Below are 24,745 nucleotides of genomic sequence, written 5' to 3' on the forward strand. Positions count from 1 at the left end.
TCTAATTTACTGCCTCAAGCAACCCTTTTTCTTTAATTACTTGAGTACATGCTGAGGTGAACGGTTGATGCCCATTAATATAACCAACCAATTCATCAGCTAACTGATCACATTGTGCTTGATCTCTATTGGGTGAGCTTTCGGCTTCAATTAACCTGTCACAAAGAATACCAACCTCATCCATCAAATCTTTCCGTTGATAATTCCATGTTCCTTCATCCAGATGATAAAACGCTATTGATTGAATAGCTCTTTTGTTCTTCCACGGATCTTGCTGTACAGAAAAAGTAGCAAGTGGCCTACCATCATTAGTATCGAAACAAATTAATTTACAATCACCAATCACTGTTGGATCGAGAAGAACAGGATTCTCATTCCGCTCACCTGCTTCGTCGATAGCTCTAGCATCACCATCTTTAAGAGGAAAATACGCGCCTTTTCCAACAATTTGACCTGTCAGATAATCAGTAATTCGAACGTTACATGTAGGGTGTGATAGTCGGAAATTAGTCCAATCAAAAGCTCGCCACCAGTAACCAGAGTGTGCAACTCCATTAAGACCGTGAGGCTTCTTCTTTGGTCTGAAGTGTTCAACGTGCCCTTGTTGAACTTGTAGTTCCGACTCAGAATACCAACATTTTAAGTTGCCCAACTGCCACAGAGCTGGCTTTAACTTTGACCAACGATCACCGTTGGCATCAATAAAAGCACTACGTTGATCTGCTGGTAACGCAGCAATTTGTGCTTTTGCCAAATCGATGTCTGTTAAATCGACCAATCTACGCAGATGGCGTTTATCTATGTATCTCAAACGTCCTCCTTTTTTCTCGATAACCGTTTAGCAATATCAAGAGAAATCCGTTTCCTAACCTGCCAAGAAACATGATCAGGAGTTGCGTTTGCAATTTCTGGAAACTCTTTTTGTGCTTCGGTAATTGCGCGGATATATTCTAGATATAGAGGATCACGTGCTGCATGTGAAAAATCTAATTTTCCAAGAATTGTGTTGAGCTCATCAAGTCGCTGTCTGTCTTCATCGGTTTTTTCTTCTTTTAAACCCAGCTCACGTTTTTCATCAAGCAAATTCAGAGTATCCCTATCCAGGGTCGAGCGTAACTTAAAGAAATCACTGGTTAGAATAGCCTGGAAACCCATCCCTTTTGGAGCGGTGGTAGGGTGATAGCTATAAATCTGACCATCCGAGTTTTTGTCCACAATCACAACTTCGTGCTTGTCTAAACCTGCAAAAGTAAGTGGGCTGTGTGTGGTAATTAAAATTTGGCTGTTTTTAGGGTCGACACCATATGTTCTGAGGTTTTTTAACAAATCCAAGCACCACGCTGGATTAAGGTGTGTGTCCGGCTCATCTAACAAAAAGAGACTTTCATCTCGCTGAGTGAAACGCATAAGCCCAATAATAGTGAGCAGCTGTTGCTCACCTTCACTCATTTCCTTGAAAGTAATCGCATCCTTAACACCTTTAAGCCTCACACGGATCTTTAATCCGCTGCCGTCTAGGCTCAAAATATCACTGAAAATAGAACTTTCTAAACGAGTGAAAAATTCTTTTGGCTCTAACCCGTCAGCTAATTTATTAATAGAGTCCTGAGAGTTTAAAAAACAATATCTTGTTTCTAAGTTAGTCGTTCGATTTATTGATATTTCTTTTCTTTCGGTCCCAGCCATTGGTGCATAGGCAAGACTAAATAATTTATTTAAGAATGGCTCAACATTTCCGCCAGCCCCCCAAAAACGCCTATCTTTGTTCTGCTTTTCTAGTTCGCTCTTTTTAGTCGAACTACTCCAATAGGGTTCTTGAAGTGTAAACAAGACTGAAGACAAGCTTTCTATGTCGAACTCATCCAACAAAAACTTTGCAGTAGCCTCATCCTGCTTAGCAAAAAAAGATAATAATGAAAACTGACTATGGTGAGGCTTAGCTAAAAACATAGTTCTAAGCGACATTTCCTCCCCATCCTTCTGGTCAGAATAGTAATCGCGCTCGTGAGTTTCGAACGCTTCATTAAAGCGTGCCGATATTCCTGAGTAGTAACCAAAAACATAATCAGGAAGCAGTCTTTCATCTCTAAATTGATAAACGCCGCTTTCGTTTTTAATAGCTTGGTTGCGGCGGTTAAATTCAGTCTCTTTTAACTCTACAAATAATTTTTCAATTTCTTCGATACTTTTATCTTCAATATCTGCAGCGTTTTCAATTACCCAATAAGAGCGTTTGAAGCGCTGAATATTTTCTCGCCGAGTACCTTTGCGCCTAGGCTTTTTACTCGATTTACCTTTAGATATTACTTTTACATAGTGATCACGGCATCGATATTTAATCGCATACTCAAAGTCAGATTCTTCACAAAGATCTAAGTCTCTGAAAATCCATGCGATGGACTCCAATATATTGGATTTGCCGACACCATTGCGACCAATAATAACTTGGCGTTCAGACTTTAAGGAAAAATCCACCTCAAAACTTGTGAGATTTTTGAAGTTTTCTAATCGTAACCAATCAATTTTCACAACTAATCCTTTAGCTTCAATTTAATCTCTGACTCTTTTTCATAAGGCCAGTTTTTAATCAGTTTTTCGTCAGGTGAGAGCTGTGCTACTTTCTCTGAGATTTCGGCCAGCTCAATATAAAATTCTTCAACTTCATTAGATGAAAAACCAGCTAACTGCATCAGCTCATCAGGTTTTATAGGTTCGCTTTGTTCATTCAACACTGTCAGTAATGGTTTACGCCCTGAAGTCACTTTTTCCCCCCTCTTGATTGAACGTTTTGGCTTTGTTTCTGCTAAAGCTTCTTTTTCTGTCTTAATTTGATCTAGAAGATCTTTGGTATTTTCTTTGCTGTTATGTTGTACCAACTCACCAGAAAATGCCTTCGCTAATATTGAAGACTTTAGGGAAACTGAATGTTTTATCTTTCCATCTATAGTGGTTTCTGCTCTACTTGCGCTTGCCAACTTTTCGGTCACTTGTAGCACTAACTCTCGTTGTTCTTCAACTGACATCAATGGAACAGAAACTGTTTCTAATATTGCTAAGTTGATATTTTTTTGGGCTGTGGCTGGAGCATAGCGATCAAGGTCTTCTCTGACTGTCCTAAAGAAGAACTCTATATATTCAACTGAAATATTTTCATTTTGAGGGATAAAACCTACTACACTGTCAGGGAAACATGCATCAATACCAAGTATTGCTGTTTCAGCAATATTTGCGGCAATAGTGATACACAATGTACCTTTTGGCCATAAACGACTTTGAGCAAGCCCTTTTTTTGAATATGTCTGCTTATAATTTGTTAAAAGGCCATCAGCTGCTCGTACGTCACCAGTTTGAACAAACGGATAATCTCCACCATATAAACTCGGGTCATTACGTGGTCTATGCTTTGATTTTCCTCTATTTAACTCACCAAGCTGAGTTATAGTAGCCCAAGTCCAACTATCGGGTATTTCAGGTAAGGAAGACACATCAGCCTGAGGGGGCTCTTTATAATTCTCCTTCCATTTATCGTTCTTCGGCGTATTCCCTTTCTCTTCAAAGGACTTTAGCTGCTCAGCTTCCCAGTTAGCTCGGCGCTCATCGAGAACACGATTTAGCAACGAACTCGCTGGCTCTAACTTGTCTACATTTTGCTCACGCCATTGCTCTGTTAGCCTACCAGTGACGGCATCTTTAAGTACTGACTGACGATATTGTTGAAGCTTAGCCTTTGCTTGCTTTAACCCTTCAACACCAGCATCAATATGGGAATAAAGTTCTTCTATTTTATCGACTATTGCGTGCTGAGTGCTTAACGACGGTAAAGATACAGGGATTTTCTTCATACTCGCTTGATTAAGCTTCAAGCGAGTAGAGCCACCAACAAACCCTTTATAATCAAATTGATTCAAGTAATGACTTAAATATCTATTGGATGTAACAGAATCAAATGCCTTTAAAATATGGGCATGATTATTAACCCAAAATTTTTCTTTAACAACAAATGCCACATTTTTAGTTTTATCAAAAAATGGGGCTCCATCCTCTCCAATTAAAAGGTGTTCACCTTCAAAAATGAAGTCATCAATAAGCCCTACTTCTCCAGTTGCTCCATAATAAGGATAGAGCTCGCCTCTACTTTTACCTTTAATTCTTTTAGCTCTCTCTCCTGCATTAACAGGTATTCTCTTGGAGTCCAAAATTGCGACACAGTCTTCCAAAAGAACTTCAATCCAGCCTTCTTGTTTACCATTTTTACTTGTCATGCGATTAGGTAGCCATTCAATTCATTTACAATATTATCTAGCCTATCACCAAATAATTGCTTGGCTCTAAAAACACCACCTTGTTGATTAAAAGGCGCATATTCAAAGTCTTCAATCATCATTTCTGCATTTTCAGCAATTTGCTTTTTAATCATTTTCAGCCACTCAAGCTGACTTTCATCAAACTCAACACCCGCTTGTCGTTGCTGAACTAACCAAGCACTGAAACGCAGCTCAACGACTTTAGGGAAGGGGTCAAGTATATCCTTTATCCCTGTTGCGTAGCTCACCAAACTAACGATATTTGTCAGTAAAGCAGCGGGAGGAACACTTTTTACCTTTGCGGCTTCAAGCTGCTCATAGGCTTTCCATACTTGTGTAGGGGCGGGATTATACGGCGGCGCTTTGATGCTTTCAGCAAATTCCTCGATTTGCTCATAACTTAGATGGCGTTGATGATACTGTTTTCTGTAAATGAGTTCGATAGCTGTGGGCTCATCTTTGTTTTCTTCCATAAATTGTCTGAAGCTCTTGATGATGTGGTTCGCTTTTTCAACATCAAATCCAGCATCAAATCCAGCATCAAGCCACTCATCGGTACTTGTAATGACCCAGCAGTTCCTGCACAACTAAGCGGCTTGAGCATAGGCATGCGCCGGGGTTTTCATCTTTAGCGTCTGATGCGGATGCTTCTGGTTGTAAAACTGGAGCCAGTCGCCAATCACTCGGCTGGCATGTTGTAACGTCTCGAACCGTTACCGGTGTACGCATTGCTCTTTCAGGGTTCGGATCACTCGCTCAACCATGCCGTTTTGCTTTGGCGTATATGGTGTGATGAACTCCTGTTGTAACCCATAGCTTTTGACCAGCGCGGTTGTAGTTGCGTCTGGTAAACACCAAGCCATTGTCGCTGCGTAACAAGGATGGCGTGGTTACCCGTCCCAGGCATCCGAACCGGGTTATCAGCGCTTGCTCCTGCGCCACCTCAGCCGTCTTTGATTTACCACTGCGCGATAGATGCCCCCCAGCAACTCTCGGGTATGGCAATCAATCACCAAGGCCAACGAATACCAGACATTCTGTCCAGCCCAGATCCGACATAGGTCGGTCGCCCAACGCTGGTTAGGGGCCGATGCCACCGAGGACAAGGCCCGGAGTCTCGGGCGAAACCCAACCGGACGTTTACGGACTTGCCACCCCTTGAACTGGAAGATGCGCTGGACCGTGTTCTTGTTAAAACCCAGCAGTGCCGCCACGGTCCGATAGCTTAACGATGGATTCTCGTCGATCATGACCTTGATCGACGAGACCAGATGCTGCTGAACCTTGGGAACTGCCTTGACGCTGCGGTAATACCAAGTGCGCCGAGGCAAACCAACGGCATATTTTACTGACGGAGACCTCGGTACCCTCGGCCGGTGCGCAATCCCTGCTGAACATCGGCGACTATCTGTCGCCCTCGCCCGGCAGGGAGGCCAACTTTTTTCTGGCACGGAGCTCCAGCATGGCTTCGTCATAGGCCTTCTGGAGCTCTTTGAGCTGTTTTTCGTACTGTTCGCGGATATCCAAGTCTGTTTAACCGGCTGGTTGCAATCGGTGTTGAATAATGAGCGGCTGCGTATAGCCAGACCGGTGTTTAAACTTTTGTTGTGTCGTCGATAAAACTAACAACACCAGACTTCAATCGGGCGAACACAGTTCTTTCCACCCTATCCAGCACAGAGCTCTACTCGAAACAGAAATGCTACCGCCCCTGGCTGTCGCTACCAGATTGCTTAAACAGGATGCTAGTGGTTAGTCGCTTGATTATGCATAAAAGCCTTACCATATCAGCATATTTCGACATTTAACATTTTCCATCATCACAGAATGAGCGATTACTCGACGAAACTTGATTTGCTTTGCACAAAACGCACTCGTTGTGCCAGACTATTTGAGCATAACATACTGATATTTCATTTAATTCAGGTGGGGTGTAATACGTCCATGGGGATACACACATACCTGTGTTTCTCCCTCCTCGCCGATGATAAAAAAACAAGCCTCCCAGCCACAGGCTGGGGGATACTTGTTTTTTTTGGGGAGGAGAGAGGGACACCAGGAACAGACGAGGGATGGACTAACCGGAAATTGCGATCTCCAAATCATCGGTAGATGGGTCATAGATAAAGGGTCATAGAAAACCCGATAGGGTGACAGGACCGACTCCATCACTGTCACAGTGATCTCATTCGGTCTTTCGCGGATTGGCGGTGGTGTGACTTAACCGGCAGTGCGGCTAATGCCGAGGTGATGATCGATAAATCATCCAGATAACCGGCAAATGGAATGGGATCGGGTACCACGTCGAACGGGCTTACCAGATAAGCCCGCGCACCGATGATGAGCGCATAGCACCAGACCGGCAGATCGCCATCCGTGAGCAGGACATACAAGAGCACGGCCTTCTCCAGCAGCTCCTTAATCCCCTTGATCTCTTTTAACTTGCGCATCATGTCGCTATGACTGGGATTATTCATGGTGCATCGCCTCCAGGGTGGGAATCCGCGCTGTATCTGAATGGTGAAGTGGTCAACTAAAACTGGCCACCGCTAGAGTTTTTCGAATATCGGTTTTCCGATTCATTTGGGGGTAATCCACGGTTATATTCATGCGGCCTGAGAGCGCTGTAATAACTGACGATATAGTCCGTTATTGCCTAGGCTGCATTGCTGAAGCTTGTGTCACCCGTAACCGGTACCCATTCGTTCTTCAGACTCTTGAAGAAGCGTTCCATTGGACTGTTAGGTGGAGGAGCTCTGCTTTTTTCCTAGGAGTAAAGCGGTTCGGCACAGTTCGGAACTGATATTAGTGGCCGGTAAATAGCAGATATTCATCCATTATTTGCATGAGGGATATGTTTTCCTCCTGCCGTCCAATCAGCCACAAGCCTAGATCTTCAGGTGCCTTACGTTTCAGGTTATCCAGCCAGTCTTCCAGCGTTGCACCTATCATCAAATCGTACCAACATAGCCAGACCAGTTTGTGGCGATGCTCCGGTGAGCTGAATTGAATCGCCACGGGTTTAACAGACACCTCAGAGTCATTTAAGATGGCTGAAAGAGAGGTGCCCATGAGCGGTAAGCGTTATCCAGAAGAGTTTAAAATTGAAGCAGTCAAACAGGTTGTCGATCGTGGCCATTCTGTTTCCAGCGTTGCAACACGTCTCGATATCACTACCCACAGCCTTTACGCATGGATAAAGAAGTACGGTCCGGATTCTTCCACTAATAAAGAACAGTCAGATGCTCAGGCCGAGATCCGCCGTCTCCAGAAAGAGCTGAAGCGGGTTACCGACGAACGGGACATATTAAAAAAAGCCGCGGCGTACTTCGCAAAGCTGTCCGACTGAGGTACGCCTTTATCCGTGACAACACCTGTTGCTGGCCTGTTCGCCTGCTCTGTCGGGTGCTGGATGTTCATCCCAGTGGTTTTTACGCCTGGCTTCAGCAGCCGCATTCACCACGCCATCAGGCAGACCTGGGACTGACAGGACAGATTAAACAGTTCTGGCTGGAATCGGGATGCGTCTATGGTTATCGCAAGATCCATTTGGATCTGCGGGACAGCGGGCAACAGTGCGGAGTGAACAGAGTCTGGCGACTGATGAAACGTGTCGGGATAAAGGCTCAGGTCGGATACCGGAGCCCGCGGGCACGTAAAGGCGAGGCCAGTATCGTGTCGCCCAACAGGCTCCAGCGACAGTTCAATCCGGATGCTCCGGATGAGCGTTGGGTAACGGACATAACCTACATCAGGACCCACGAAGGCTGGCTGTATCTTGCCGTGGTTGTTGATCTGTTCTCACGCAAAATTATCGGCTGGTCCATGCAATCCCGGATGACAAAGGACATTGTCCTGAACGCACTGCTGATGGCTGTATGGCGGCGTAATCCCCAAAAACAGGTGCTGGTTCATTCGGATCAGGGCAGTCAGTACACAAGCCATGAGTGGCAGTCGTTCCTGAAATCACACGGCCTGGAGGGCAGCATGAGCCGTCGCGGTAACTGCCATGATAATGCGGTTGCAGAAAGCTTTTTCCAGTTGTTGAAACGCGAACGGATAAAGAAAAAGATCTACGGAACGCGGGAAGAAGCCCGCAGCGATATTTTTGATTACATCGAAATGTTTTATAACAGTAAGCGTCGGCATGGTTCTAGCGATCAAATGTCACCGATAGAATATGAAAACCAGTATTATCAACGGTTCGGAAGTGTCTAGATTATCCGTGGCGATTCATTCCACTCGTTGCGGGTAATTTCCCAGAGTTCGGAATCAAGCAGGCCGCTGACATATTCTTGCTTCCCCGTCCTGATAAGCCGCATACCGCTACTGGCTGAAATAAGCTGTGATCGGCTATTGAGTGCAGCCTTCGGAGCTCGCAGTAGCGGCTTATTTAATGTATTAAACCAATAATCTGTAACCACAGTACTGGCCTCACGCATATAGCCCTGCCTCTGATACTCCGGCGCCAGCCAAAATCCACGATTATTATCCTCAATGTCATAAAGACAAATTAAACCCATAAGGTCATCAGGTGCCTCACGACGTCTGATAGTCCAGAACCAGGCGATTCCTTTTGCCATATCGGGCAGTGCAACGTTATTAACGTAATTCTCAGCGCCGTTATCAGGATAAGGCCATGGTACTGAGGCGACCATATAGCGGACAATCTCCCAATGCGGGTAGAGCTTTTGAATCTGAGGCGCATCTTCTGCAACCAGCGGTTTAAGCCACAGACGTTTTGTTATGAGCGTAGGTATCTGCATCAGTCAATTTCCTTTTGTGTATTTCGACGTTTTCGAACAGTGACGTCAGCGGCTGCGGGTTCTTATCATTAAGAATGGCTCCCGGTCACACCAGAAGTCCGGTTTACAAACTGAAGGTTCCTCACATGCCGGGTCTTCTACTGTCGCTAACGCTACGACGCTACCCACGTCAGTACAGCTGGGTGAACTTATTCTTAATGTCTTCCATCTGCGGTCATCCCTGTCCGAAAACGAAAAGAAATTCTCAGCGCAGTGCTGCATCCCGACATGATGAAGGTGCCGTTAGCCGACAGACCGGGCGCAAAATCATTCCAACGCCCCCTCCAGTCCTGAAGGAGGCGCAAAACATTATTTAAACAGTTTCTGCACGAACTCGGCATAGGCCGGACGCCAGACATCCATCTCATGGTTTAAGCCAGGATACATTTTATAGTCGAACCTGATGTGCTTTTTCTCCAGCTCGTTTTTCAGCCCGGCAATATCCTGGCCGGTAACGGAATCTTTTTCGCCCACCACCACGGTGAAGTTATGCAGCTGCCTGTTAATCTCCTCGGGCCTGTCGAGCTGACGAGCAATGCCTGTATCCGGCACCGTTACGCTGGTTACGCCGCTCAGCGTCGCCAGCCAGCCAAAGCTGTCCAGATGGTTCATGCCGGAAAAGAGAGCCTGAAAACCGCCTTGCGATAAGCCGGCCAGCGCGCGGCCGTTCGCATCCTGGCGCACGTTAAATCGGGCGTCGACCAGCGGAATAATATCGTGCATGAGTTCGCGGTCTGCGGCTTTGGCATTAAGAAGGTAAAAGGTTTTGCGCCGATCTTTCGGCGGGAAATTTTCCGGGATCGCCTGAGCGATATCCGTTTCTGTATCCGGGACAACGACCAGCATCGGTTTGATTTTGCCTTCGGCCAGCAGGTTATCCATGATTTGCGGCAGGCGTCCCTGGTCAATAGCGGAAAGTCCGGTATCGCCAAAGCCATGATAGAAATAGAGCACCGGCAGCGGTTCGCTTTTGCCGCTATAGCCCGGCGGCGTCCAGACAAACATCCTGCGCTCTGAATGCAGCTCTTTTGAGTGGTAAGTCATCGTCAACAGATCGCCATGCGGCACGGCGCGATCGTCCAGAATACTGCCCGGCACCAGGATCAGGCTGGTATTGACCTGGCGCTGCGGCTTCTGAAAACGGCTGCCGGTATCGACAGAACGAAAGCCGTCTACATCAAAGTAGTATTCGTACAAATCCGGGGCCAGCGAGCCGCTTTTCCACGACCACACGCCGCTTTTATCCTTGCTCATATCGTGAGAGACAAAGCTATCCGGGGAGGAGCCGGTAATGACTGATACCCGCTTTGCATCCGGCGCGAAAAGACGGAAGGTCACGCTTTTATCTGCGTTTACCTGCGTCACGTAACGGCTAACCGGCACCGATAAATCAGGCGTGGCCGGAAAAGGCGCGGCGGCGGCAGGCATAGCCGCACAGCCCAGCAGGGCGGTGGCGGCCAGGGTCAGGCAGGCAATGTTGTTTTTCATTTTAAGTCCCTTATTTTTTTATACACAACCTTTGAACGGGTACGACTGGCAGGTCAATCAGAGCGCCTGCTGTAAACGAGGCGGTTGGCCTGGTCGTTATCCAGCGTATCAACAGAACGCTTTTTGTCCAGGCGGGTTTGCATCTGTTATCGGGGAAAGGGGTGCTGATACTGTCAGGCGGGGCACGATCGCAGAGGCGAGGGCATCACCTCTGCTCAGATAATTACACGCTTTAAAGCATTACCACGGCGCGCGATTTTGATCGAAATAGAAGCCAGCGGTGGTCTCTCCAGGCGCCTGATCCGCCAGCCAGACAATACCGGCGGCAGCCTCGGTAACCGTTCTGGGGCCGGAATGGCCGTTGAAATCCGTGGCGGTATAGCCCGGATCGACCGCGTTCACGCTGATACCGTAAGCGGTAAGCTCTTTAGCGAAGGCGACCGTTATCGCATTAACGGCCGTTTTTGAACTGGTGTAGCCCATTGCCTGTACGTGGGAATAAGGATGACTGGGATCGGCGACCCATGTCAGCGAGCCCAGCCCGCTCCCGATCATAATAACCCTGGCCTCCTGCGCGGCTTTAAGCAGCGGAATAAAAGCCTGCGTGACCCTGATAATGCCAAAAACATTGGTGTCGTAGACCGCCATAATATCGCTGATGCTTTGCGCGCTCGGGGCCACCGGCTGCGCGCCCGAAATGCCGGCATTGTTGATAAGAATATCCAGCTTCTCGTCTTCCTTTAGCACCTGCTGAACAGCTTCCTCAATACTTTGTGTTTTGGTGACGTCAATAATAACCAAATGGGCATTGATGCCCCATCCGGTCAGTTTGTCTACGGCAGCTTGCCCACGCTCTTTGTCGCGGCTGCCCAGCCAAATTTTGTAACCCAGCAGGCCCAGCTGTCTGGCCGTTTCGAATCCGATGCTTTTGTTCGCGCCGGTAATAAGAACACTTTTGTTTTTCATATGCGGGCTCCAGTCAGGTTTGATTTTTTCCGTAACGGAAAGCAGTGCGTTGTCTGATTTATAACCTGTGCGGCGCTGTTTGATAATCGGGTGCAATACGAATAAGGTGATCGCAATAGCGAACAATCACGGGAAAGGGCAATGGATGATTTAGCGGTTTTCCTCGCGGTTTTTAAAGATAAGGGCTTTCGGGTAGCGGCAAAAAAGCTGGGCCTGTCGCCTTCCACGGTCAGTGAAAGGATCACGGCGCTGGAGGTGAGGCTTGGCGTGCCGCTTTTTATTCGCACCACGCGTAGCGTTATGCCAACCGAAGCAGGCCGGACGCTGGCTGAACGAATGACGCCGCTGCTTGATGAAATGCGATCGGTACTGAATGACGTTGCCAGCTCTCAGCAAGAGGTGCGCGGCACGCTTAAATTGAACGTTACCGGCGCGGTCATGGTTGATATCTTACCGCCCTTGCTGGACCGTTTTCTTAGTCGTCATCCGGGCTTACACGTAGAAATCATGGTGGATGACCGTCTTATTGAAGCAACGGCTGAAGGCTGCGATGCCGGTATCCGTTATGGCGAGCATCTGGCAAAAGACATTATTGCCGTACCAATAGGCCCGCGAAAACAGCGGTTAGCGCTTGCCGCCGCGCCTTCTTACCTTGATTCACAAAGCGCTCCTTCGCATCCTGGAGAGCTGGTTGACCATGACTGCATTCGCCTGAAATACTCAAGCGGCGCCCTGATCCCGTGGGAATTTGAACGCGATGGCGAAACCGTCAGCGTCAATCCCGCCGGGCGTTTGACTATCGGCGTTAACGGCGCTGCCGCGGCTATCGATCTGGCACGCAGCGGCAAAGGCGTAATCGCTACTTTTGAAAACTGGCTGCAACCCCATTTCGCTACGGGCGAGCTGCTGCCGGTGCTCCCGGCATGGTGGACCACGTTTGAAGGCCCCTGGCTTTACTTCCCCAGCCGCTTTATGTCCGCGCCGCTACGCGCGTTTGTGGACTTTCTCGCCGGGGAACGCGAGGGGCTTCAGGATCGGTGAAACAACTGTATCGGCACTTTAAGGCAGCCGGGCAGGATTACCCTGGCAACAACTTTAAGGCAGCCGAACAGGGCTGCCCTGTCGGTACCTTAAAGCCGCCCAATCCGGCTAGCCATCCTCCGCCAGGCTAAGGCGGGCCGCCGCGACATCAGCCAGAACGGAAAGCGCCAGCGAGCTGGCATCGCGAGCTTTGGGGAACAGCCCAATGGGCGCTTTGATGCGGGCGATATCCGTATCGCGCCAGCCCAGCTCGCTGAGTTTTTGCACGCGTCTGGCATGGGTGCGCTGGCTGCCCAGCGCGCCAATGTAAAACGGTCTGGCCGTCAGGGCGGCCTGCAATACCGGCAGCTCGCGGTTCAGATCGTGCCAGAGCAGCAGCACGGCGGTATGCGCATCTATCTGTGCAGCAGCCTGCGGATCGAGCGCTTCGCAGAGGTGCACATCATAGCCCGCCGCCTGGGCGAGGCTGGCCGTGACCTGCGCCTCTATCGAACGGCCAAACACAATGGTGCGCGTACAGGGGCGATAGCCGGTGGCGAAAAAATCGTTGTGCCAGCCCGTCCGGATAAGCGAGGCGTCGCTCTGTAACCGCTGGCTTTGCGGAAAGTAGCGCAGCCCCGCAGGCTGACGCTGCTCCAGCAGGTTCAGCACGTCCAGCAGGGGCCGCGCGCCGCGCAGTTTATGGATGCTGAGCGTAATGCCGCCGCCGCAGGGAAGCACAATATCGAACCAGGGCGAGCCTTCGCCATACATCACCTGACGGTCGCGACCGCAGGCGATAACCGCCATCGCTTCGTGAGCGACGGCGGCCTCCACGCAGCCGCCGGAGACAAAACCGCAGTACAAACCGTCTTCGCGCACCACCATCTGCGCGCCCAGCGCACGCGCCGCGCCGCCGCGGATCGCCACCAGCGTGACCAGCGCCGCCGAGACGCCCGCTTTTAACGCTTCTACCGCGAAGCGCAGGATAGCGGCGCTGTCGTCGGTCAGCAGCGCCTGCTGCGGCACCGGGTTCGCTGGCGCAGCCTGGTCGCTAAGGAAAGCCTGTTGCAGCATAGCGCCTCCTTAAACGACATCCGGCAGCGAAGCGAGCAGCTTATCGAGCGTAACGGGATAATCCCGCACCCGCACGCCGGTCGCGTTATACACCGCGTTGACGATAGCCGCGCTGACGCCGCACAGGCCCAGCTCGCCCACGCCTTTCGCCTTCATCGGTGAGGAAACGGGGTCGGTGTCATCCAGGAAAATGACTTCCTGTTCCGGCACGTCGGCGTGAACCGGCACTTCGTAGCCCGCCAGATCGTGATTGACGAAATAGCCCAGCCGCTTATCAACCGCCAGTTCTTCCATCAGCGCGCCGCCCAGACCCATCGTCATCGCGCCAATTACCTGGCTACGGGCGGTTTTAGGGTTAAGGATACGGCCCGCAGCACACACGGCCAGCATTCGACGCACCCGGACTTCACCGGTCGCCCTGTCCACGCCCACTTCGACAAAGTGGCCGGCGAAGGTGGATTGCTGATACTGCTTTTCCAGATCGCCAAACTCGATGCTGTCTTCCGCCGTTAGCGTACCGTCCGCTGCCGCATCGGCAAGACGAGCGCTGCGCTCTCCGTCGCGTACCTGTTCATCGGCAAAGGTCGCTGTGTTCGGATCGAAGCCAAGCTTGCTGGCTATCGCCTCGCGCAGCTTGACGCAGGCGGCATAAACGCCCGCAGTAGAACTGTTCGCGCCCCACTGGCCGCCGGAACCGGCGGAAACCGGAAAGCTGGAGTCGCCCAGCCGCACCACCACTTTTTCCAGCGGCACGCCCGCCATCTCGGCCGCCGTCTGGGCAATAATGGTATAGCTGCCGGTGCCGATATCGGTCATATCCGTTTCCACGGTAACGATGCCGTTGGCATCCAGATGCACTCGTGCGCCGGACGTCATCACCATGTTATTACGAAAGCCTGCCGCCATGCCCATTCCAACCAGCCAGCGACCTTCTTTTACCTGTGCGGGCGTAGCGTTGCGGCGGTCCCAGCCGAAGCGCTCCGCGCCGGTGCGCAAGCATTCAACCAGCTGACGACGCGAGAAAGGGCGGTCAGGATTGGCAGGATCGACCTGGGTATCGTTAAGGATGCGGAAGGCCACCGGATCGATACCCGCTTTCTCCGCCATCTCATCAATGGCGATCTCCAGCGCCATCAGACCCGGCGCTTCGCCCGGCGCGCGCATGGCGTTGCCTTCAGGCAGATCGAGCTTCGCCAGCCGCAGGCCGGTGAAACGGTTAGCGCCGGCATAAAGCAGTTCGGTCTGCTGCACCGCCGTCTCCGGCGTGCCGCCGGGCAGGTTGCCCGACCAGCTTTCATGGGCGATAGCGGTGATATGACCAGACTGGTCGGTGCCGATACGAATATGCTGGATGGTGGCCGGGCGGTGCGTGGTGTTATTAGGGATAACCGGCCTCGGCAGCATCACCTTTACCGGCCTTTTTGCGGCGCGAGCGCCCAGCGCGGCCAGCACCGCATCGCTGCGTAAGAACAGTTTGCCGCCGAAGCCGCCGCCGATATAGGGCGAGATCACGCGCACGTTCTCTTCCGGCAGCTTCAGCGTTTTCGCTAAGTCTGTTCGGCACCAGTTAATCATCTGGTTAGAGGTCCAGACGGTCAGCTTTTCGCCCTCCCAGACCGCCATAGAAGCGTGCGGCTCCATCGCCATATGGCTTTGATCCGGCGTGGTGTAGGAAGCGTCAAGCTTCAGCGCCGCCGAGGAAAAGGCCTGGTTGAAATCACCGACGTGGGTATCCGGCTGATCTTCCGGCGCTTCGGTGACGCCAGGTTTTTCCGCAGCGAGATCCCAGCTACCTCGTTCACGGCGATACTGCACGTCAACCAGCTGGGCGGCCGCGCGCGCCTGCTCAAAGGTTTCCGCCACCACCAGCGCCACGGCCTGGTGATAGTGCTCAACCTCCGGCCCGCCCAGCAGCGTGGCGGTATTTTTTTCGCCCTTGCCGAGGCTGCCGGCGTTTTTCGCCGTGACCACGGCCAGCACGCCCGGCGCGCTCTGCGCGGCCTGAAGGTCCATCGAGGTGATACGCCCCTTAGCGATGGCGGCACCGACAACATAGCCATAGGCCACGTTGGACGCTTTATCGTGCCATTCATAGGCGTAAGTCGCGGTTCCCGTGGTTTTCATCGGGCCGTCGATACGATCGTGAGGACGCCCTACAACTTTCAGCTGATCGATAGGGTTATCGCCTGCGGGCTTATCGAATTTCATATTTTATGCCCTCGCTTCCGTCAGTACCGAGGCGAGCGTGCGCTTCGCCAGGAGCAGCTTGTATTCATTTTCATGGGTGGGGTGCGCGTCGGCGAACAGCCGATCGTAAACCGCCTGCACGCCATGCGGCAGCTGTGCATCCGCCTCTTCCTGCCGCCAGGGCTTATGCGCCACACCGCCAGCCGCAACGCGCCCCGTGCCATCAGGCTGCACGATAGCAGCAATCGACACCAGCGCAAAAGCGTAAGAAGCGCGATCGCGCACCTTGCGATAGATATGCGTGCCGCCGAGCGGGCGGGGCAGGGTAACGGCGACAATCAGCTCGCCCGGCTTCAGCGCGGTTTCACGGTGAGGCGTGTCGCCCGGCGCCAGATAGAAATCGCTGAGGGGAATACGGCGTTCGCTACCGTCCGGGCTGACCGTTTCCACCACCGCATCCAGCAGCCGCATGGCAACGGCCATATCGCTGGGATGGGTGGCGATACAGGCTTTGCTGGCGCCAATCACCGCGTGTTGACGGCTGAAGCCTTCCAGTGCGGCGCAGCCGCTGCCAGGCAGACGCTTATTGCAGGGCTGGTTGGTGTCGTAAAAATAGGGGCAGCGCGTGCGCTGAAGAAGATTGCCGGCCGTGGTGGCCTGATTACGCAGCTGGCCCGACGCGCCGGCAAGTAGCGCCCTGGAAAGCACGGCGTAATCGCGGCGGACGCGCTCGTCGGCGGCCAAATCGGTATTGCGCACCAGCGCGCCGATACGCAAACCGCCGTCGGTCGTGGGTTCAATTTTATCCAGCGCCAGATGATTGACATCTATCAGATGGGAAGGCGTTTCAATTTCCAGTTTCATCAGGTCGAGCAGGTTGGTGCCGCCCGCAATAAATTTAGCGCCGGGGGTGCGCTGCGCGCTGGCTGCCGCCTCGGCGGGCGTTTTCACACGCTCATAGGTAAAGGCCTTCATGCTTTCTGGCTCCCGGCGACATCTTCGATCGCGGCAAGAATATTGGAGTAAGCGCCGCAGCGGCAGATATTGCCGCTCATTCGCTCCCGCAGCTCATCCGCCGTCGCTTCCGGGGATGACACCAGATCGAGCGTGACGTGGCTGGGAATGCCCGCTTCGATCTCTTTCAGCACCGCCACGGACGAGCAAATCTGGCCTGGCGTGCAGTAGCCGCACTGGTAGCCGTCATGTTTCACAAAGGCGGCCTGCATCGGATGCAGGTTGTCGGGCGTGCCCAGACCTTCGATCGTGGTGACCTCGGCGTCCTGATGCATCACGGCCAGCGTCAGGCAGGCGTTCAGCCTGCGGCCATCCACAAGCACGGTACAGGCGCCGCACTGACCGTGATCGCAGCCTTTTTTCGTGCCGGTAAGGTGCAGGTGCTCGCGCAGCGCATCCAGCAGCGTGGTACGAGTGTCAACGTTAAGCTGTTTGCTCTCACCATTCACTTTTAGCGTCAGGGGCAGCATTTCCGGCGCGCGGGCGGTTGGACGTTCGCTGTCGCCCAGCGCCGCGCCGGGCGCAACTGCCGCCGTAGCCGCTGTTGCCGCGCTTACTTTCAGCAGCGTGTGGCGCGTCAGGTGAAAAGGGATATTTTCATATTGGTTACTGGCTTCGCCCGTGGTGCGGCGAAACGGCTGGTTCTTACTGTTATTGCCTTGGTTGCTCATGCCAGGCCTCCGGTATGCAAAGAGAAAGGAACGACAAAGTAGGTAGGGACTATTTCTGTTTTTAGAGCATTAAGCATAGACGTTACTGGCCGGGGGATAGCCTTTGATTCCGCAATGCTGTTGTGAGGGAAATTAATTAATGAAAAAGGATAAAGTTTTAGCGGCGGCGGTCGACTATTTCAGGGCTGGTTCTTTTGTTGGTTCGCACAAGTTAAGACTTATCCTAAACGGCAGTTTTTGCAGATTTTTATGCAAGTCGCTTTAAAGTTTTGCCAGGGCGTGACGATAAAGAATACAGACGGTGACGGGCATCCTGGCGCCGTATCCGAACTCTGGTAAAAATTTTAAGGAAACGACTATGTCCGTTATCAATACTAACATTATGTCCCTGACCACTCAGAACAACCTGAACAAATCACAGGCTTCTCTGAGCACCGCTATCGAGCGTCTTTCTTCTGGTCTGCGTATCAACAGCGCAAAAGACGACGCAGCAGGCGAAGCGATTGCTAACCGCATGAACTCTCAGATCAAAGGTCTGACTCAGGCGGCACGTAACGCCAACGACGGTATCTCTCTGACTCAGACGGCTGAAGGCTCTCTGAACGAGATGAACACCAACTTACAGCGTATCCGTGAACTGACTGTTCAGGCGAAAAACGGCACCAACAGCGCCGACGACATCGACTCAATCCAGAAAGAAGTTGACGCGCGTCTGTCTGAAATCAACCGTATCGGTAAAGCTTCTACCTTCAACGGCACGGCGATCTTTGATACGACCGGCAGCGTAAAAATCCAGGTTGGCGCCAACGACGCAACCGACGCTAACGTCATCAACATCGACCTGTCAGGCGCTGGCTTCCAGACTTCTGGCCTGGGCGCAACCTTCAGCGTGACCGGCGGCAACCTGTCTGACCTGGACGCGCGTATCAAGAGCGTCGATACCGCACGTAGCGGCCTGGGTGCGATTCAGAACCGTTTTGAATCTACCATCAACAACCTGAACACTTCTGTGACCAACCTGACCGCGTCACAGTCACGTATCCAGGATGCTGACTACGCAACTGAAGTTTCTAACATGTCGAAGGCGCAGATCCTTCAGCAGGCTGGTACCTCCGTGCTGTCAAAAGCCAACCAGGTTCCACAGGGCGTTCTGTCTCTGCTGCAGTAAGCCTTACGCTACAAGACAAAACCCGGCTCAGGCCGGGTTTTTTTATGCATCAAAAAGGTTACGACACGCTTACATCAAAATAGCCGTACGGCTACAGCTCTTATTTGTGGGTAAAAATAAAATGCTGTGGCACTTCATCGCTCAAAATATAATCTTCCTCACCTAATCGTTCGGATTCAAAATTAAACGTTTCCTGTAATGCGCCGCTGAACAGCGCCGTGCTTTGCTCGGTTTTGGCAATAATTAGCGTTTTATCAAGGCCGCCGCCGGTCTGCGTTTCGCTGTATTCGGCCGGAAAGGTTAAATTGCCATACTTAACCGTCATTTTTTCCATTATTTTCCCCTTAAAGCGTTAACCAGAAAAAATTCAGCGTCATAACCTGTTAAAACCTTAGAGCAGCCTGGTTAAAAAGTCACCATGCCACGGGCTCGCCTTTCCGCCTTTCGGGACTCAGATCTTAAAATTGGGTTTATACTTCTGTTTCATTCGCTATTCAGGAGGTCACCTATGTTCATTTCTTATTCTAACGATCCGCGCTTTACCGGCTTGCAGAATCGGATCGAAAAAGATCCCAAAGAGCAGAAAGACAGCCCGGACGATGCGCCAGAATCGGGCGACAAACTTACCGAATAAATCGCCGCGAGTTTTATCGGATCTGTGATGCAGCGCGGGATCGGTTTGGTGCCAGCCTCTATAGTTAACTGACCCATATGGGGTGATGGAGGTGGCTATGTCTGAACGTCCGGATTACCAGGAACCGGTTCCTGATGACGCTGAATATCCAGCCGATGATGACCATGAAGATATCCCCGAAGGCAGCGATGAACTCGTCGATCCGCTGGAAGATGACGAAGAAATTGATGCGCCGCTGGAGGATGACGATCTCGTTGATCCCGATGATGAAGAGGACGACGACGAGGACAGGTAGGAGGATATCTGATTGAACCCGTGTCGTGAGCCGCCTCCGGAAACTGAGGCGGCTCGCTTTATTGTGCCTTACGCTGAGGCGATCCTTGCAGAAAAGGCAATAAAAGAGCCGGTCTGAAACATAATTAAAAGCAGCGTGCCGGCAATCTTTAAAACTAAGAGCCGCTGGCTTTGCTTAGCCGGGCAGTTGCTCAGCGACATGCCAGTCATAAACGCGCGAACGTTTATGATTTGAATGCAGGTCGTCAGCAGGCAGGCACAAAAAAACCCGGCTGGTAGACCGGGTTTTTTGAGGACCTTCAGAAACCGTTACTGAGCGTTCCTGACCGTTCCCGAATACAGCAAACAAGCTTTGACAATAGCGCGACTGGCGTCGGGGAAATGTAAGAGCTGTGCTGGCGCGCCTTTAACATTCTGACCCGCCCGCGAAATTTTTAGCTATTGATATGCTTCGCAAAACCCTTTCCGTCCCTGCTATTTCCCTGTTTTTCGTCTTGCTGCTGCCAGCCCGCTGTTTGCCCTTTCTCTCCCGCTGCTTCTACACTGGCATGCTTAACAGCGGACGGGAGAACACAGGGTGGAAGAAGAAAGTCTTACGCAAATCTATCATCAGCGCTCGCAGGAAAACGCTGCGCATCTGGCGCGATCCGACAACGGCTAAAGCGTACAGCGGCTTCTATCCGGAAAATCTAAAAGCCATCGCCACCGGCATTCAGCCCGCCTTGACCCAGCCGATAAGCACGTTGCTGGCAGAGCTGCGGGAACAGGTGCTGGACGATCCGCTTGCCGATATCATGCAGCCTGACCATTTTCATCTGACTTTTCTGGCCATCACCCCTTCGTGTTACGACCAACGCCATCAGCCTGAGGGCATCGAGGAGCTGACGCGAATTGCCGCGGCGCACTGCCTGGAAAAAAAGCTTACCGTCCGCGAGCTGCGGCTGGTGGCTTTGCCTAATCAATTACTTATCGCCGGTATAGCGGATGCGACAGATATCGCGAGAAGAGAAGCTTTCTGGCAGGCGTTGCAGCATTCCGGCTATGCGGGCCTGTTAAAAGAGAGGTATAGCGGCAGCGCCCGGCCACCGACGTTCTGGCACAGCACGCTGCTGCGCTATAACGCTGCGGTGTTGCCCGAACGTCTACAGCAGTTTTTTAAAGCGCGTATGAATCAGCGATATGGCGACATTACCGGCACTATTCAGCTGCGTCTGGTGACCTACAACTGGTCGCAAACCGCCGCGTTGTCCTGAGCATGGCGCAAAGGAATGCGATCGTCATCACAACTTCGTGCGCCACAGCCATTTTATCCATGCCTGTGGACTTTTTAACATAACCTCCGGCCTGCGCGAGTCTGTATGTTACCGGCAGACAGGATAAAACCGGGGTTAAAAAAATGTCTTCAATCAATAACAGTATGGTGCTGCCGCAGGCGCGGAAAAACAAAGTCCGGCGGATGAATCTCTTTATTTCGTTTTCGGCAGGCCTGGCCGGGCTGCTGTTCGGGCTGGATATCGGCGTGATTTCGGGCGCGCTGCCGTTTATTACCCAACACTTTACGCTCGACAGCCATGAGCAGGAGTGGGTAGTCAGCAGCATGATGCTGGGCGCGGCAATTGGCGCTATCTGCAACGGCTGGGTGTCGCACCGGCTGGGGAGGAAATATAGCCTGATGGCGGGCGCGTTGCTGTTTATCGTCGGCTCGCTGGGATCGGCGCTGGCGGTCAATCTGGAGGTCCTGCTCGCTTTTCGCGTGCTGTTGGGCGTCGCCGTCGGCATCGCTTCCTATACTGCGCCGCTTTATCTTTCTGAAATGGCGACGGAAAATATTCGCGGCAAGATGATAAGCACCTATCAGCTGATGATCACCTTCGGCATTCTGCTGGCGTTTTTATCGGATACCGCCTTCAGCTACAGCGGCAACTGGCGCGCCATGCTGGGCATTCTGGCGCTGCCCGCCGTTTTGCTGTTCGTGATGGTGATCTTCCTGCCCAACAGCCCGCGCTGGCTGGCGGCGAAAGGCCTGCATGTGGAGGCGGAAGAGGTGCTGCGGATGCTGCGCGATACGTCCGATAAGGCCAGACAGGAGCTGAACGAGATCCGCGAAAGCCTGAAAATGAAGCAGGGTGGGCTGTCGCTGTTTCGCAAAAACAGCAACGTCCGCCGCGCCGTGTTTCTCGGCATGCTGTTACAGGGAATGCAGCAGTTTACCGGTATGAATATCATCATGTATTACGCGCCGCAGATTTTTAAAATGGCGGGATTCCAGAGTACCCAGCAGCAGATGATGGCGACGGTAGTGGTTGGCGTCACCTTTATGCTGGCGACCTTTATCGCGGTCTTTACTGTCGATAAGGCGGGCCGCAAACCTATTTTGAAAATCGGTTTCTCTGTGATGGCTTTTGCCACGCTGATCCTCGGCTATTGCCTGATGAAAGTGGGGCAGGGCGAAGCCACCATGAACCTTTCCTGGGTGGCGGTCGGCATGACGATGCTTTGTATTGCAGGCTACGCGATGAGCGCCGCGCCGGTGGTGTGGATCCTCTGTTCGGAAATCCAGCCGTTAAAGTGCCGCGACTTTGGCATCACCTGTTCCACCACTACCAACTGGGTAGCGAACATGATTATCGGCGCGACCTTCCTGACCCTGCTGGGCAGCATCGGCGCGGCGGGCACCTTCTGGCTTTATACCGGCTTTAATCTGGTATTTATTGTAATTACCTTCCTGCTGGTGCCGGAAACCAAAAACATTACGCTGGAACATATTGAAAAGAATCTGATGGCGGGGAAAAAGCTGCGGGATTTGGGGCAGTAATGCTGCTGCCACGTTGAGAAATATTGGCCCTGAGCTGACCAGCCTCAGGGCCGACAAATAGTGTTTATACTTTATTTATTGCGCTGCGAAGTATTATTGATCTGATTAAATAATCAACCGAAAAAATTACGTTAAGGAAGATCTTAATATATTTCCATTTGCTTTGTATTTGCTCACATAACGGTGCAATGCGATGTTTCTGCTGAAGAAAATAATTGTCACTCGGCTCCTGTCTTAATTATTGCAATGACCTCGTCAATATCAACGCATAATTTTTTTGTCTGTTTTTCTGCCCGTTAAGCTTGCTGTCACGGCAAAAGCACGACTACCTTTTACAGTGCAGGTTTGCTTTTGTGGAATAAAAAAGACAGGAAGCGCAATGAAGAAAGTTCTCGGCACCTTTTTACCTTTATACAGCACCACGCTGCTGATGCTGTTGGGTTCCGGCCTGCTGACCACCTATGTTTCCCTGCGTCTGGCGCAGGAACAGGTTAGCGGCAGCCTGATCGGCGGTATTATCGCAGCCAACTACATCGGCCTGGTGATAGGCGGCAAGGTAGGGCATAACCTCATCGCGCGGGTGGGGCATATTCGCGCCTATGTCTCCTGCGCTGGCATCATTACGGCTTCCGTGCTGGGACACGGGCTGACGGAATGGCTGCCTGCCTGGATAGGACTGCGGCTGATTATCGGCCTGTGCATGATGTGCCAGTATATGGTGCTGGAAAGCTGGCTGAACGATCAGGCGGAGCCGGGCCAGCGCGGTCTGATTTTTGGTTTCTATATGGTCGCCACTTATCTGGGACTGTCGTCCGGTCAGATCATCCTGATGACCCAGGCGGCATCCGGTAGCGCAAGCCTGCTGATTGTGGCGCTTTGCTTCGCGCTTTGCCTGGTGCCTATTGCGCTGACCACCCGTACCAACGCGCAGCCAATGTCGCCCGCGCCAATGGAGCTGGGCTATTTTTTTCGCGCTATCCCTCGCATCCTGCTGATTACGCTGGCGACCGGCATGGCCGTTGGCGCGTTTTACGGCATGGCGCCCGTTTACGCCAGCCAGCTAGGGTTTACCACGCGGCAAACCGGTTTGTTTATGGCCATTACGATTTTCGCCGGGCTGGTGTCGCAATTCCCTTTGAGCTGGCTCTCCGATCGTTTTAACCGCCATCGTCTGCTTTGCGGCACCGCGCTGCTTTATTCGATAACGGCGCTGTTGCTGACGCTGCCGCTGCATTTCACTTTCATCTGGGTGACCGGCGCGGCATTTATCACCAGCATGATGCAGTTCTCGCTTTACCCGCTGGTGGTGGCGATGGCTAACGACAGCGTGGCTCCGGAAAGGCGCGTTTCGCTGACTGCCTGCCTGCTGATGGCATTTGGCGTTGGTGCCTGCATCGGGCCGATGATCACCGGCGCGCTGATGCAGCCGCTGGGCGGGCATATGCTCTATCTGTTTTTCGCGCTTTGTGGCGTAATAATTGCGGTAATGAGCTGGCACCGTAGCGAAATCCAGCAGGAAAATGCCGAAAATCCTACGCCGCATGTCGCCGTACCGGACAGCCTGGCCAGTTCACCGCTGGCCGTCGCGCTGAATCCCTCGCTGGATGAAGAGGAAATTCAGGCGGCAATGGTTAACAGCGAAGAAGATCAGGCCGAAGCGACTTCTTAAAAGCGCTAATCCACCGGCGGTGCCCCGGCATCGCCTTATTGGAATTAATTTTATTTATATGGAATTTTTAAGTTAATAAAATGCGTTAATTCTGGAATGTAAAAATGTTTATCTTTCCTGATATAGCACTAATAAAAAATATTATCAGGCGTTAACTTTTTGAGGGGTGTTGTTAAGCGTTTTTTGTAATTCAAATAGCATTTTGAAAGTTAGTTATTGAAATATAAAGCGCTATTTTATTGTTTATAAATTTAGTGTGGTAGATCCCATATTGCGAAAATAATAAATGGATAGTTAATTTAGTCGCTATATTTTATAGTGGCTCTGTTTCTGACAGAGATAAGGAGCGTCAATGGGAAAATATTTATCATTTCGCGGAAAAGTCTGGCTGAAGATTGTGCTGGGCTGTCTGATATTCTGGATACTGTTGCTGCTGTGGGGGATAGCTTAATGGCTACGCTTCCTGAAAAATCATGCCTGAAGGGCTGGAAAATGAATCAGCAACAGCGACGTTTTCTGGAGTCTTTCTTTCCTGAGGAAGAGGAAAAACCAAAACCGGCCGCAGAGGAACCCACCCTGAACATGGCTGAAAAACGTCCTGCAGCAAAGCGGTGAGCTTCAGCCGGAAAGGGC

Annotated in this window: 23 protein-coding genes and 2 pseudogenes; 9 read left to right on the forward strand and 16 right to left on the reverse strand. The window is 51.7% G+C overall.

What is annotated here, in order from left to right; translation table 11 throughout:
* Nucleotide 1 precedes the first annotated feature (1 nt).
* From ACVWZ0_RS05630 to ACVWZ0_RS05665, 8 genes and pseudogenes are all read right to left on the reverse strand, one after another.
* Nucleotides 2–811: a hypothetical protein gene (locus tag ACVWZ0_RS05630; RefSeq protein ID WP_253455153.1), complete on the reverse strand. Its 810-nt coding sequence runs from the start codon at nucleotides 809–811 to the stop codon at nucleotides 2–4.
* On the reverse strand, nucleotides 808–2,529 hold the full coding sequence (locus ACVWZ0_RS05635; RefSeq protein ID WP_253455152.1) for an AAA family ATPase: 1,722 nt from the start codon (nucleotides 2,527–2,529) through the stop codon (nucleotides 808–810). The genes ACVWZ0_RS05630 and ACVWZ0_RS05635 overlap by 4 nt, the downstream gene beginning before the upstream one ends.
* Nucleotides 2,530–2,531: 2 nt before the next feature.
* A complete protein-coding gene (locus ACVWZ0_RS05640; RefSeq protein WP_253455151.1) occupies nucleotides 2,532–4,262 on the reverse strand; it encodes a restriction endonuclease subunit S in 1,731 nt (576 codons plus the stop codon).
* Entirely contained in the window at nucleotides 4,259–4,891 is a 633-nt protein-coding gene (locus tag ACVWZ0_RS05645) for a type I restriction-modification enzyme R subunit C-terminal domain-containing protein (RefSeq protein ID WP_253455150.1), read from the reverse strand. Before ACVWZ0_RS05645 ends, ACVWZ0_RS05640 begins: the two co-directional genes overlap by 4 nt.
* A pseudogene (locus ACVWZ0_RS05650) lies at nucleotides 4,892–5,167 on the reverse strand (integrase core domain-containing protein).
* A gap of 1,311 nt (nucleotides 5,168–6,478) precedes the next feature.
* A complete protein-coding gene (locus tag ACVWZ0_RS05655) occupies nucleotides 6,479–6,781 on the reverse strand; it encodes a YkvA family protein (protein ID WP_236347168.1) in 303 nt (100 codons plus the stop codon).
* Nucleotides 6,782–6,833: 52 nt separating this feature from the next.
* Nucleotides 6,834–7,047 (reverse strand): annotated as a pseudogene (locus ACVWZ0_RS05660) (integrase core domain-containing protein); the annotation flags it as partial.
* Between the two features lie 62 nt (nucleotides 7,048–7,109).
* On the reverse strand, nucleotides 7,110–7,376 hold the full coding sequence (locus tag ACVWZ0_RS05665; protein WP_253455149.1) for a hypothetical protein: 267 nt from the start codon (nucleotides 7,374–7,376) through the stop codon (nucleotides 7,110–7,112).
* Between ACVWZ0_RS05665 and ACVWZ0_RS05670 the strand changes: the two genes are divergently transcribed.
* Nucleotides 7,375–8,522, forward strand: a protein-coding gene (locus ACVWZ0_RS05670) for an IS3 family transposase (RefSeq protein WP_253454402.1) whose coding sequence is annotated in 2 segments (ribosomal slippage) — nucleotides 7,375–7,612 and nucleotides 7,612–8,522 — 1,149 coding nt in all. Because the reading frame shifts where the segments join, the coding sequence is not laid out codon by codon here. The two genes, ACVWZ0_RS05665 and ACVWZ0_RS05670, sit on opposite strands and share 2 nt — an antisense overlap.
* Here ACVWZ0_RS05670 and ACVWZ0_RS05675 read toward each other — a convergent pair.
* The 3 genes from ACVWZ0_RS05675 to ACVWZ0_RS05685 form a co-directional block, all read right to left on the reverse strand.
* The gene (locus ACVWZ0_RS05675) at nucleotides 8,519–9,070 is read right to left on the reverse strand and encodes a GNAT family N-acetyltransferase (RefSeq protein ID WP_253455148.1); all 552 of its coding nucleotides are present in this window, start codon (nucleotides 9,068–9,070) and stop codon (nucleotides 8,519–8,521) included. The genes ACVWZ0_RS05670 and ACVWZ0_RS05675 overlap by 4 nt on opposite strands.
* A 348-nt stretch (nucleotides 9,071–9,418) precedes the next feature.
* On the reverse strand, nucleotides 9,419–10,597 hold the full coding sequence (locus ACVWZ0_RS05680) for an alpha/beta hydrolase-fold protein (protein ID WP_437177812.1): 1,179 nt from the start codon (nucleotides 10,595–10,597) through the stop codon (nucleotides 9,419–9,421).
* A 240-nt stretch (nucleotides 10,598–10,837) separates the two neighbouring features.
* A complete protein-coding gene (locus ACVWZ0_RS05685) occupies nucleotides 10,838–11,563 on the reverse strand; it encodes an SDR family oxidoreductase (RefSeq protein WP_253455147.1) in 726 nt (241 codons plus the stop codon).
* 141 nt (nucleotides 11,564–11,704) lie between these two features.
* Between ACVWZ0_RS05685 and ACVWZ0_RS05690 the strand changes: the two genes are divergently transcribed.
* Complete coding sequence (locus ACVWZ0_RS05690) at nucleotides 11,705–12,604, forward strand: LysR family transcriptional regulator (protein WP_253455146.1); 900 nt, start codon at nucleotides 11,705–11,707, stop codon at nucleotides 12,602–12,604.
* Nucleotides 12,605–12,712: 108 nt separating this feature from the next.
* Here ACVWZ0_RS05690 and ACVWZ0_RS05695 read toward each other — a convergent pair whose 3' ends face one another.
* The 4 genes from ACVWZ0_RS05695 to paoA are packed head-to-tail and all read right to left on the reverse strand — an operon-like array spanning nucleotide 12,713 to nucleotide 17,532.
* A complete protein-coding gene (locus tag ACVWZ0_RS05695) occupies nucleotides 12,713–13,660 on the reverse strand; it encodes an XdhC family protein (protein ID WP_253455145.1) in 948 nt (315 codons plus the stop codon).
* Nucleotides 13,661–13,669: 9 nt separating this feature from the next.
* Nucleotides 13,670–15,868, reverse strand: a complete 2,199-nt coding sequence (paoC, locus tag ACVWZ0_RS05700; protein WP_253455144.1) for an aldehyde oxidoreductase molybdenum-binding subunit PaoC — start codon at nucleotides 15,866–15,868, stop codon at nucleotides 13,670–13,672.
* Nucleotides 15,869–15,871: 3 nt separating this feature from the next.
* Nucleotides 15,872–16,822, reverse strand: coding sequence for an FAD binding domain-containing protein (locus ACVWZ0_RS05705; RefSeq protein WP_253455143.1), 951 nt, complete (start codon nucleotides 16,820–16,822; stop codon nucleotides 15,872–15,874).
* Nucleotides 16,819–17,532, reverse strand: coding sequence for an aldehyde dehydrogenase iron-sulfur subunit PaoA (gene paoA / locus ACVWZ0_RS05710; protein WP_301289585.1), 714 nt, complete (start codon nucleotides 17,530–17,532; stop codon nucleotides 16,819–16,821). The genes ACVWZ0_RS05705 and paoA overlap by 4 nt, the downstream gene beginning before the upstream one ends.
* Nucleotides 17,533–17,890: 358 nt before the next feature.
* On the opposite strand from paoA, the gene ACVWZ0_RS05715 reads away from it, so the two are divergent.
* Complete coding sequence (locus ACVWZ0_RS05715; protein WP_253455142.1) at nucleotides 17,891–18,700, forward strand: flagellin N-terminal helical domain-containing protein; 810 nt, start codon at nucleotides 17,891–17,893, stop codon at nucleotides 18,698–18,700.
* 100 nt (nucleotides 18,701–18,800) lie between these two features.
* Here ACVWZ0_RS05715 and ACVWZ0_RS05720 read toward each other — a convergent pair whose 3' ends face one another.
* Complete coding sequence (locus tag ACVWZ0_RS05720; RefSeq protein ID WP_125288333.1) at nucleotides 18,801–19,034, reverse strand: hypothetical protein; 234 nt, start codon at nucleotides 19,032–19,034, stop codon at nucleotides 18,801–18,803.
* Between the two features lie 174 nt (nucleotides 19,035–19,208).
* Between ACVWZ0_RS05720 and ACVWZ0_RS05725 the strand changes: the two genes are divergently transcribed.
* The 6 genes from ACVWZ0_RS05725 (at nucleotide 19,209) to ACVWZ0_RS05750 (ending at nucleotide 24,727) form a co-directional block, all read left to right on the forward strand.
* The gene (locus ACVWZ0_RS05725) at nucleotides 19,209–19,334 is read left to right on the forward strand and encodes a hypothetical protein (protein ID WP_301289583.1); all 126 of its coding nucleotides are present in this window, start codon (nucleotides 19,209–19,211) and stop codon (nucleotides 19,332–19,334) included.
* A 97-nt stretch (nucleotides 19,335–19,431) separates the two neighbouring features.
* Nucleotides 19,432–19,629: a hypothetical protein gene (locus ACVWZ0_RS05730; RefSeq protein ID WP_253455141.1), complete on the forward strand. Its 198-nt coding sequence runs from the start codon at nucleotides 19,432–19,434 to the stop codon at nucleotides 19,627–19,629.
* A 445-nt stretch (nucleotides 19,630–20,074) separates the two neighbouring features.
* The gene (locus tag ACVWZ0_RS05735) at nucleotides 20,075–20,881 is read left to right on the forward strand and encodes a hypothetical protein (protein ID WP_456783760.1); all 807 of its coding nucleotides are present in this window, start codon (nucleotides 20,075–20,077) and stop codon (nucleotides 20,879–20,881) included.
* A 143-nt stretch (nucleotides 20,882–21,024) separates the two neighbouring features.
* Nucleotides 21,025–22,443 (forward strand): sugar porter family MFS transporter, encoded by a 1,419-nt coding sequence (locus tag ACVWZ0_RS05740; protein WP_253455139.1) that lies wholly within the window; start codon nucleotides 21,025–21,027, stop codon nucleotides 22,441–22,443.
* A gap of 379 nt (nucleotides 22,444–22,822) precedes the next feature.
* A complete protein-coding gene (locus ACVWZ0_RS05745) occupies nucleotides 22,823–24,112 on the forward strand; it encodes an MFS transporter (protein WP_253455138.1) in 1,290 nt (429 codons plus the stop codon).
* Nucleotides 24,113–24,562: 450 nt separating this feature from the next.
* Nucleotides 24,563–24,727 carry a hypothetical protein gene (locus ACVWZ0_RS05750; protein ID WP_253455137.1) on the forward strand — a complete coding sequence of 55 codons (165 nt, stop codon included), beginning with the start codon at nucleotides 24,563–24,565 and terminating at the stop codon, nucleotides 24,725–24,727.
* The last annotated feature ends 18 nt before the right edge of the window (nucleotides 24,728–24,745 follow it).

Source organism: Erwinia sp. TECH1, assembly GCF_054057575.1.

Excerpts from the sequence above, each read along its gene's own strand:
- ACVWZ0_RS05640 (WP_253455151.1), bottom strand. The coding sequence starts at position 4,262 with ATGACAAGTAAAAATGGTAAACAAGAAGGCTGGATTGAAGTTCTTTTG.
- ACVWZ0_RS05655 (WP_236347168.1), bottom strand. The coding sequence starts at position 6,781 with ATGAATAATCCCAGTCATAGCGACATGATGCGCAAGTTAAAAGAGATC.
- ACVWZ0_RS05665 (WP_253455149.1), bottom strand. The coding sequence starts at position 7,376 with ATGGGCACCTCTCTTTCAGCCATCTTAAATGACTCTGAGGTGTCTGTT.
- ACVWZ0_RS05675 (WP_253455148.1), bottom strand. The coding sequence starts at position 9,070 with ATGCAGATACCTACGCTCATAACAAAACGTCTGTGGCTTAAACCGCTG.
- ACVWZ0_RS05680 (WP_437177812.1), bottom strand. The coding sequence starts at position 10,597 with ATGAAAAACAACATTGCCTGCCTGACCCTGGCCGCCACCGCCCTGCTG.
- ACVWZ0_RS05685 (WP_253455147.1), bottom strand. The coding sequence starts at position 11,563 with ATGAAAAACAAAAGTGTTCTTATTACCGGCGCGAACAAAAGCATCGGA.
- ACVWZ0_RS05690 (WP_253455146.1), top strand. The coding sequence starts at position 11,705 with ATGGATGATTTAGCGGTTTTCCTCGCGGTTTTTAAAGATAAGGGCTTT.
- ACVWZ0_RS05695 (WP_253455145.1), bottom strand. The coding sequence starts at position 13,660 with ATGCTGCAACAGGCTTTCCTTAGCGACCAGGCTGCGCCAGCGAACCCG.
- paoC (WP_253455144.1), bottom strand. The coding sequence starts at position 15,868 with ATGAAATTCGATAAGCCCGCAGGCGATAACCCTATCGATCAGCTGAAA.
- ACVWZ0_RS05705 (WP_253455143.1), bottom strand. The coding sequence starts at position 16,822 with ATGAAGGCCTTTACCTATGAGCGTGTGAAAACGCCCGCCGAGGCGGCA.
- paoA (WP_301289585.1), bottom strand. The coding sequence starts at position 17,532 with ATGAGCAACCAAGGCAATAACAGTAAGAACCAGCCGTTTCGCCGCACC.
- ACVWZ0_RS05715 (WP_253455142.1), top strand. The coding sequence starts at position 17,891 with ATGTCCGTTATCAATACTAACATTATGTCCCTGACCACTCAGAACAAC.
- ACVWZ0_RS05720 (WP_125288333.1), bottom strand. The coding sequence starts at position 19,034 with ATGGAAAAAATGACGGTTAAGTATGGCAATTTAACCTTTCCGGCCGAA.
- ACVWZ0_RS05725 (WP_301289583.1), top strand. The coding sequence starts at position 19,209 with ATGTTCATTTCTTATTCTAACGATCCGCGCTTTACCGGCTTGCAGAAT.
- ACVWZ0_RS05730 (WP_253455141.1), top strand. The coding sequence starts at position 19,432 with ATGTCTGAACGTCCGGATTACCAGGAACCGGTTCCTGATGACGCTGAA.
- ACVWZ0_RS05735 (WP_456783760.1), top strand. The coding sequence starts at position 20,075 with ATGCTTCGCAAAACCCTTTCCGTCCCTGCTATTTCCCTGTTTTTCGTC.
- ACVWZ0_RS05740 (WP_253455139.1), top strand. The coding sequence starts at position 21,025 with ATGTCTTCAATCAATAACAGTATGGTGCTGCCGCAGGCGCGGAAAAAC.
- ACVWZ0_RS05745 (WP_253455138.1), top strand. The coding sequence starts at position 22,823 with ATGAAGAAAGTTCTCGGCACCTTTTTACCTTTATACAGCACCACGCTG.
- ACVWZ0_RS05750 (WP_253455137.1), top strand. The coding sequence starts at position 24,563 with ATGGCTACGCTTCCTGAAAAATCATGCCTGAAGGGCTGGAAAATGAAT.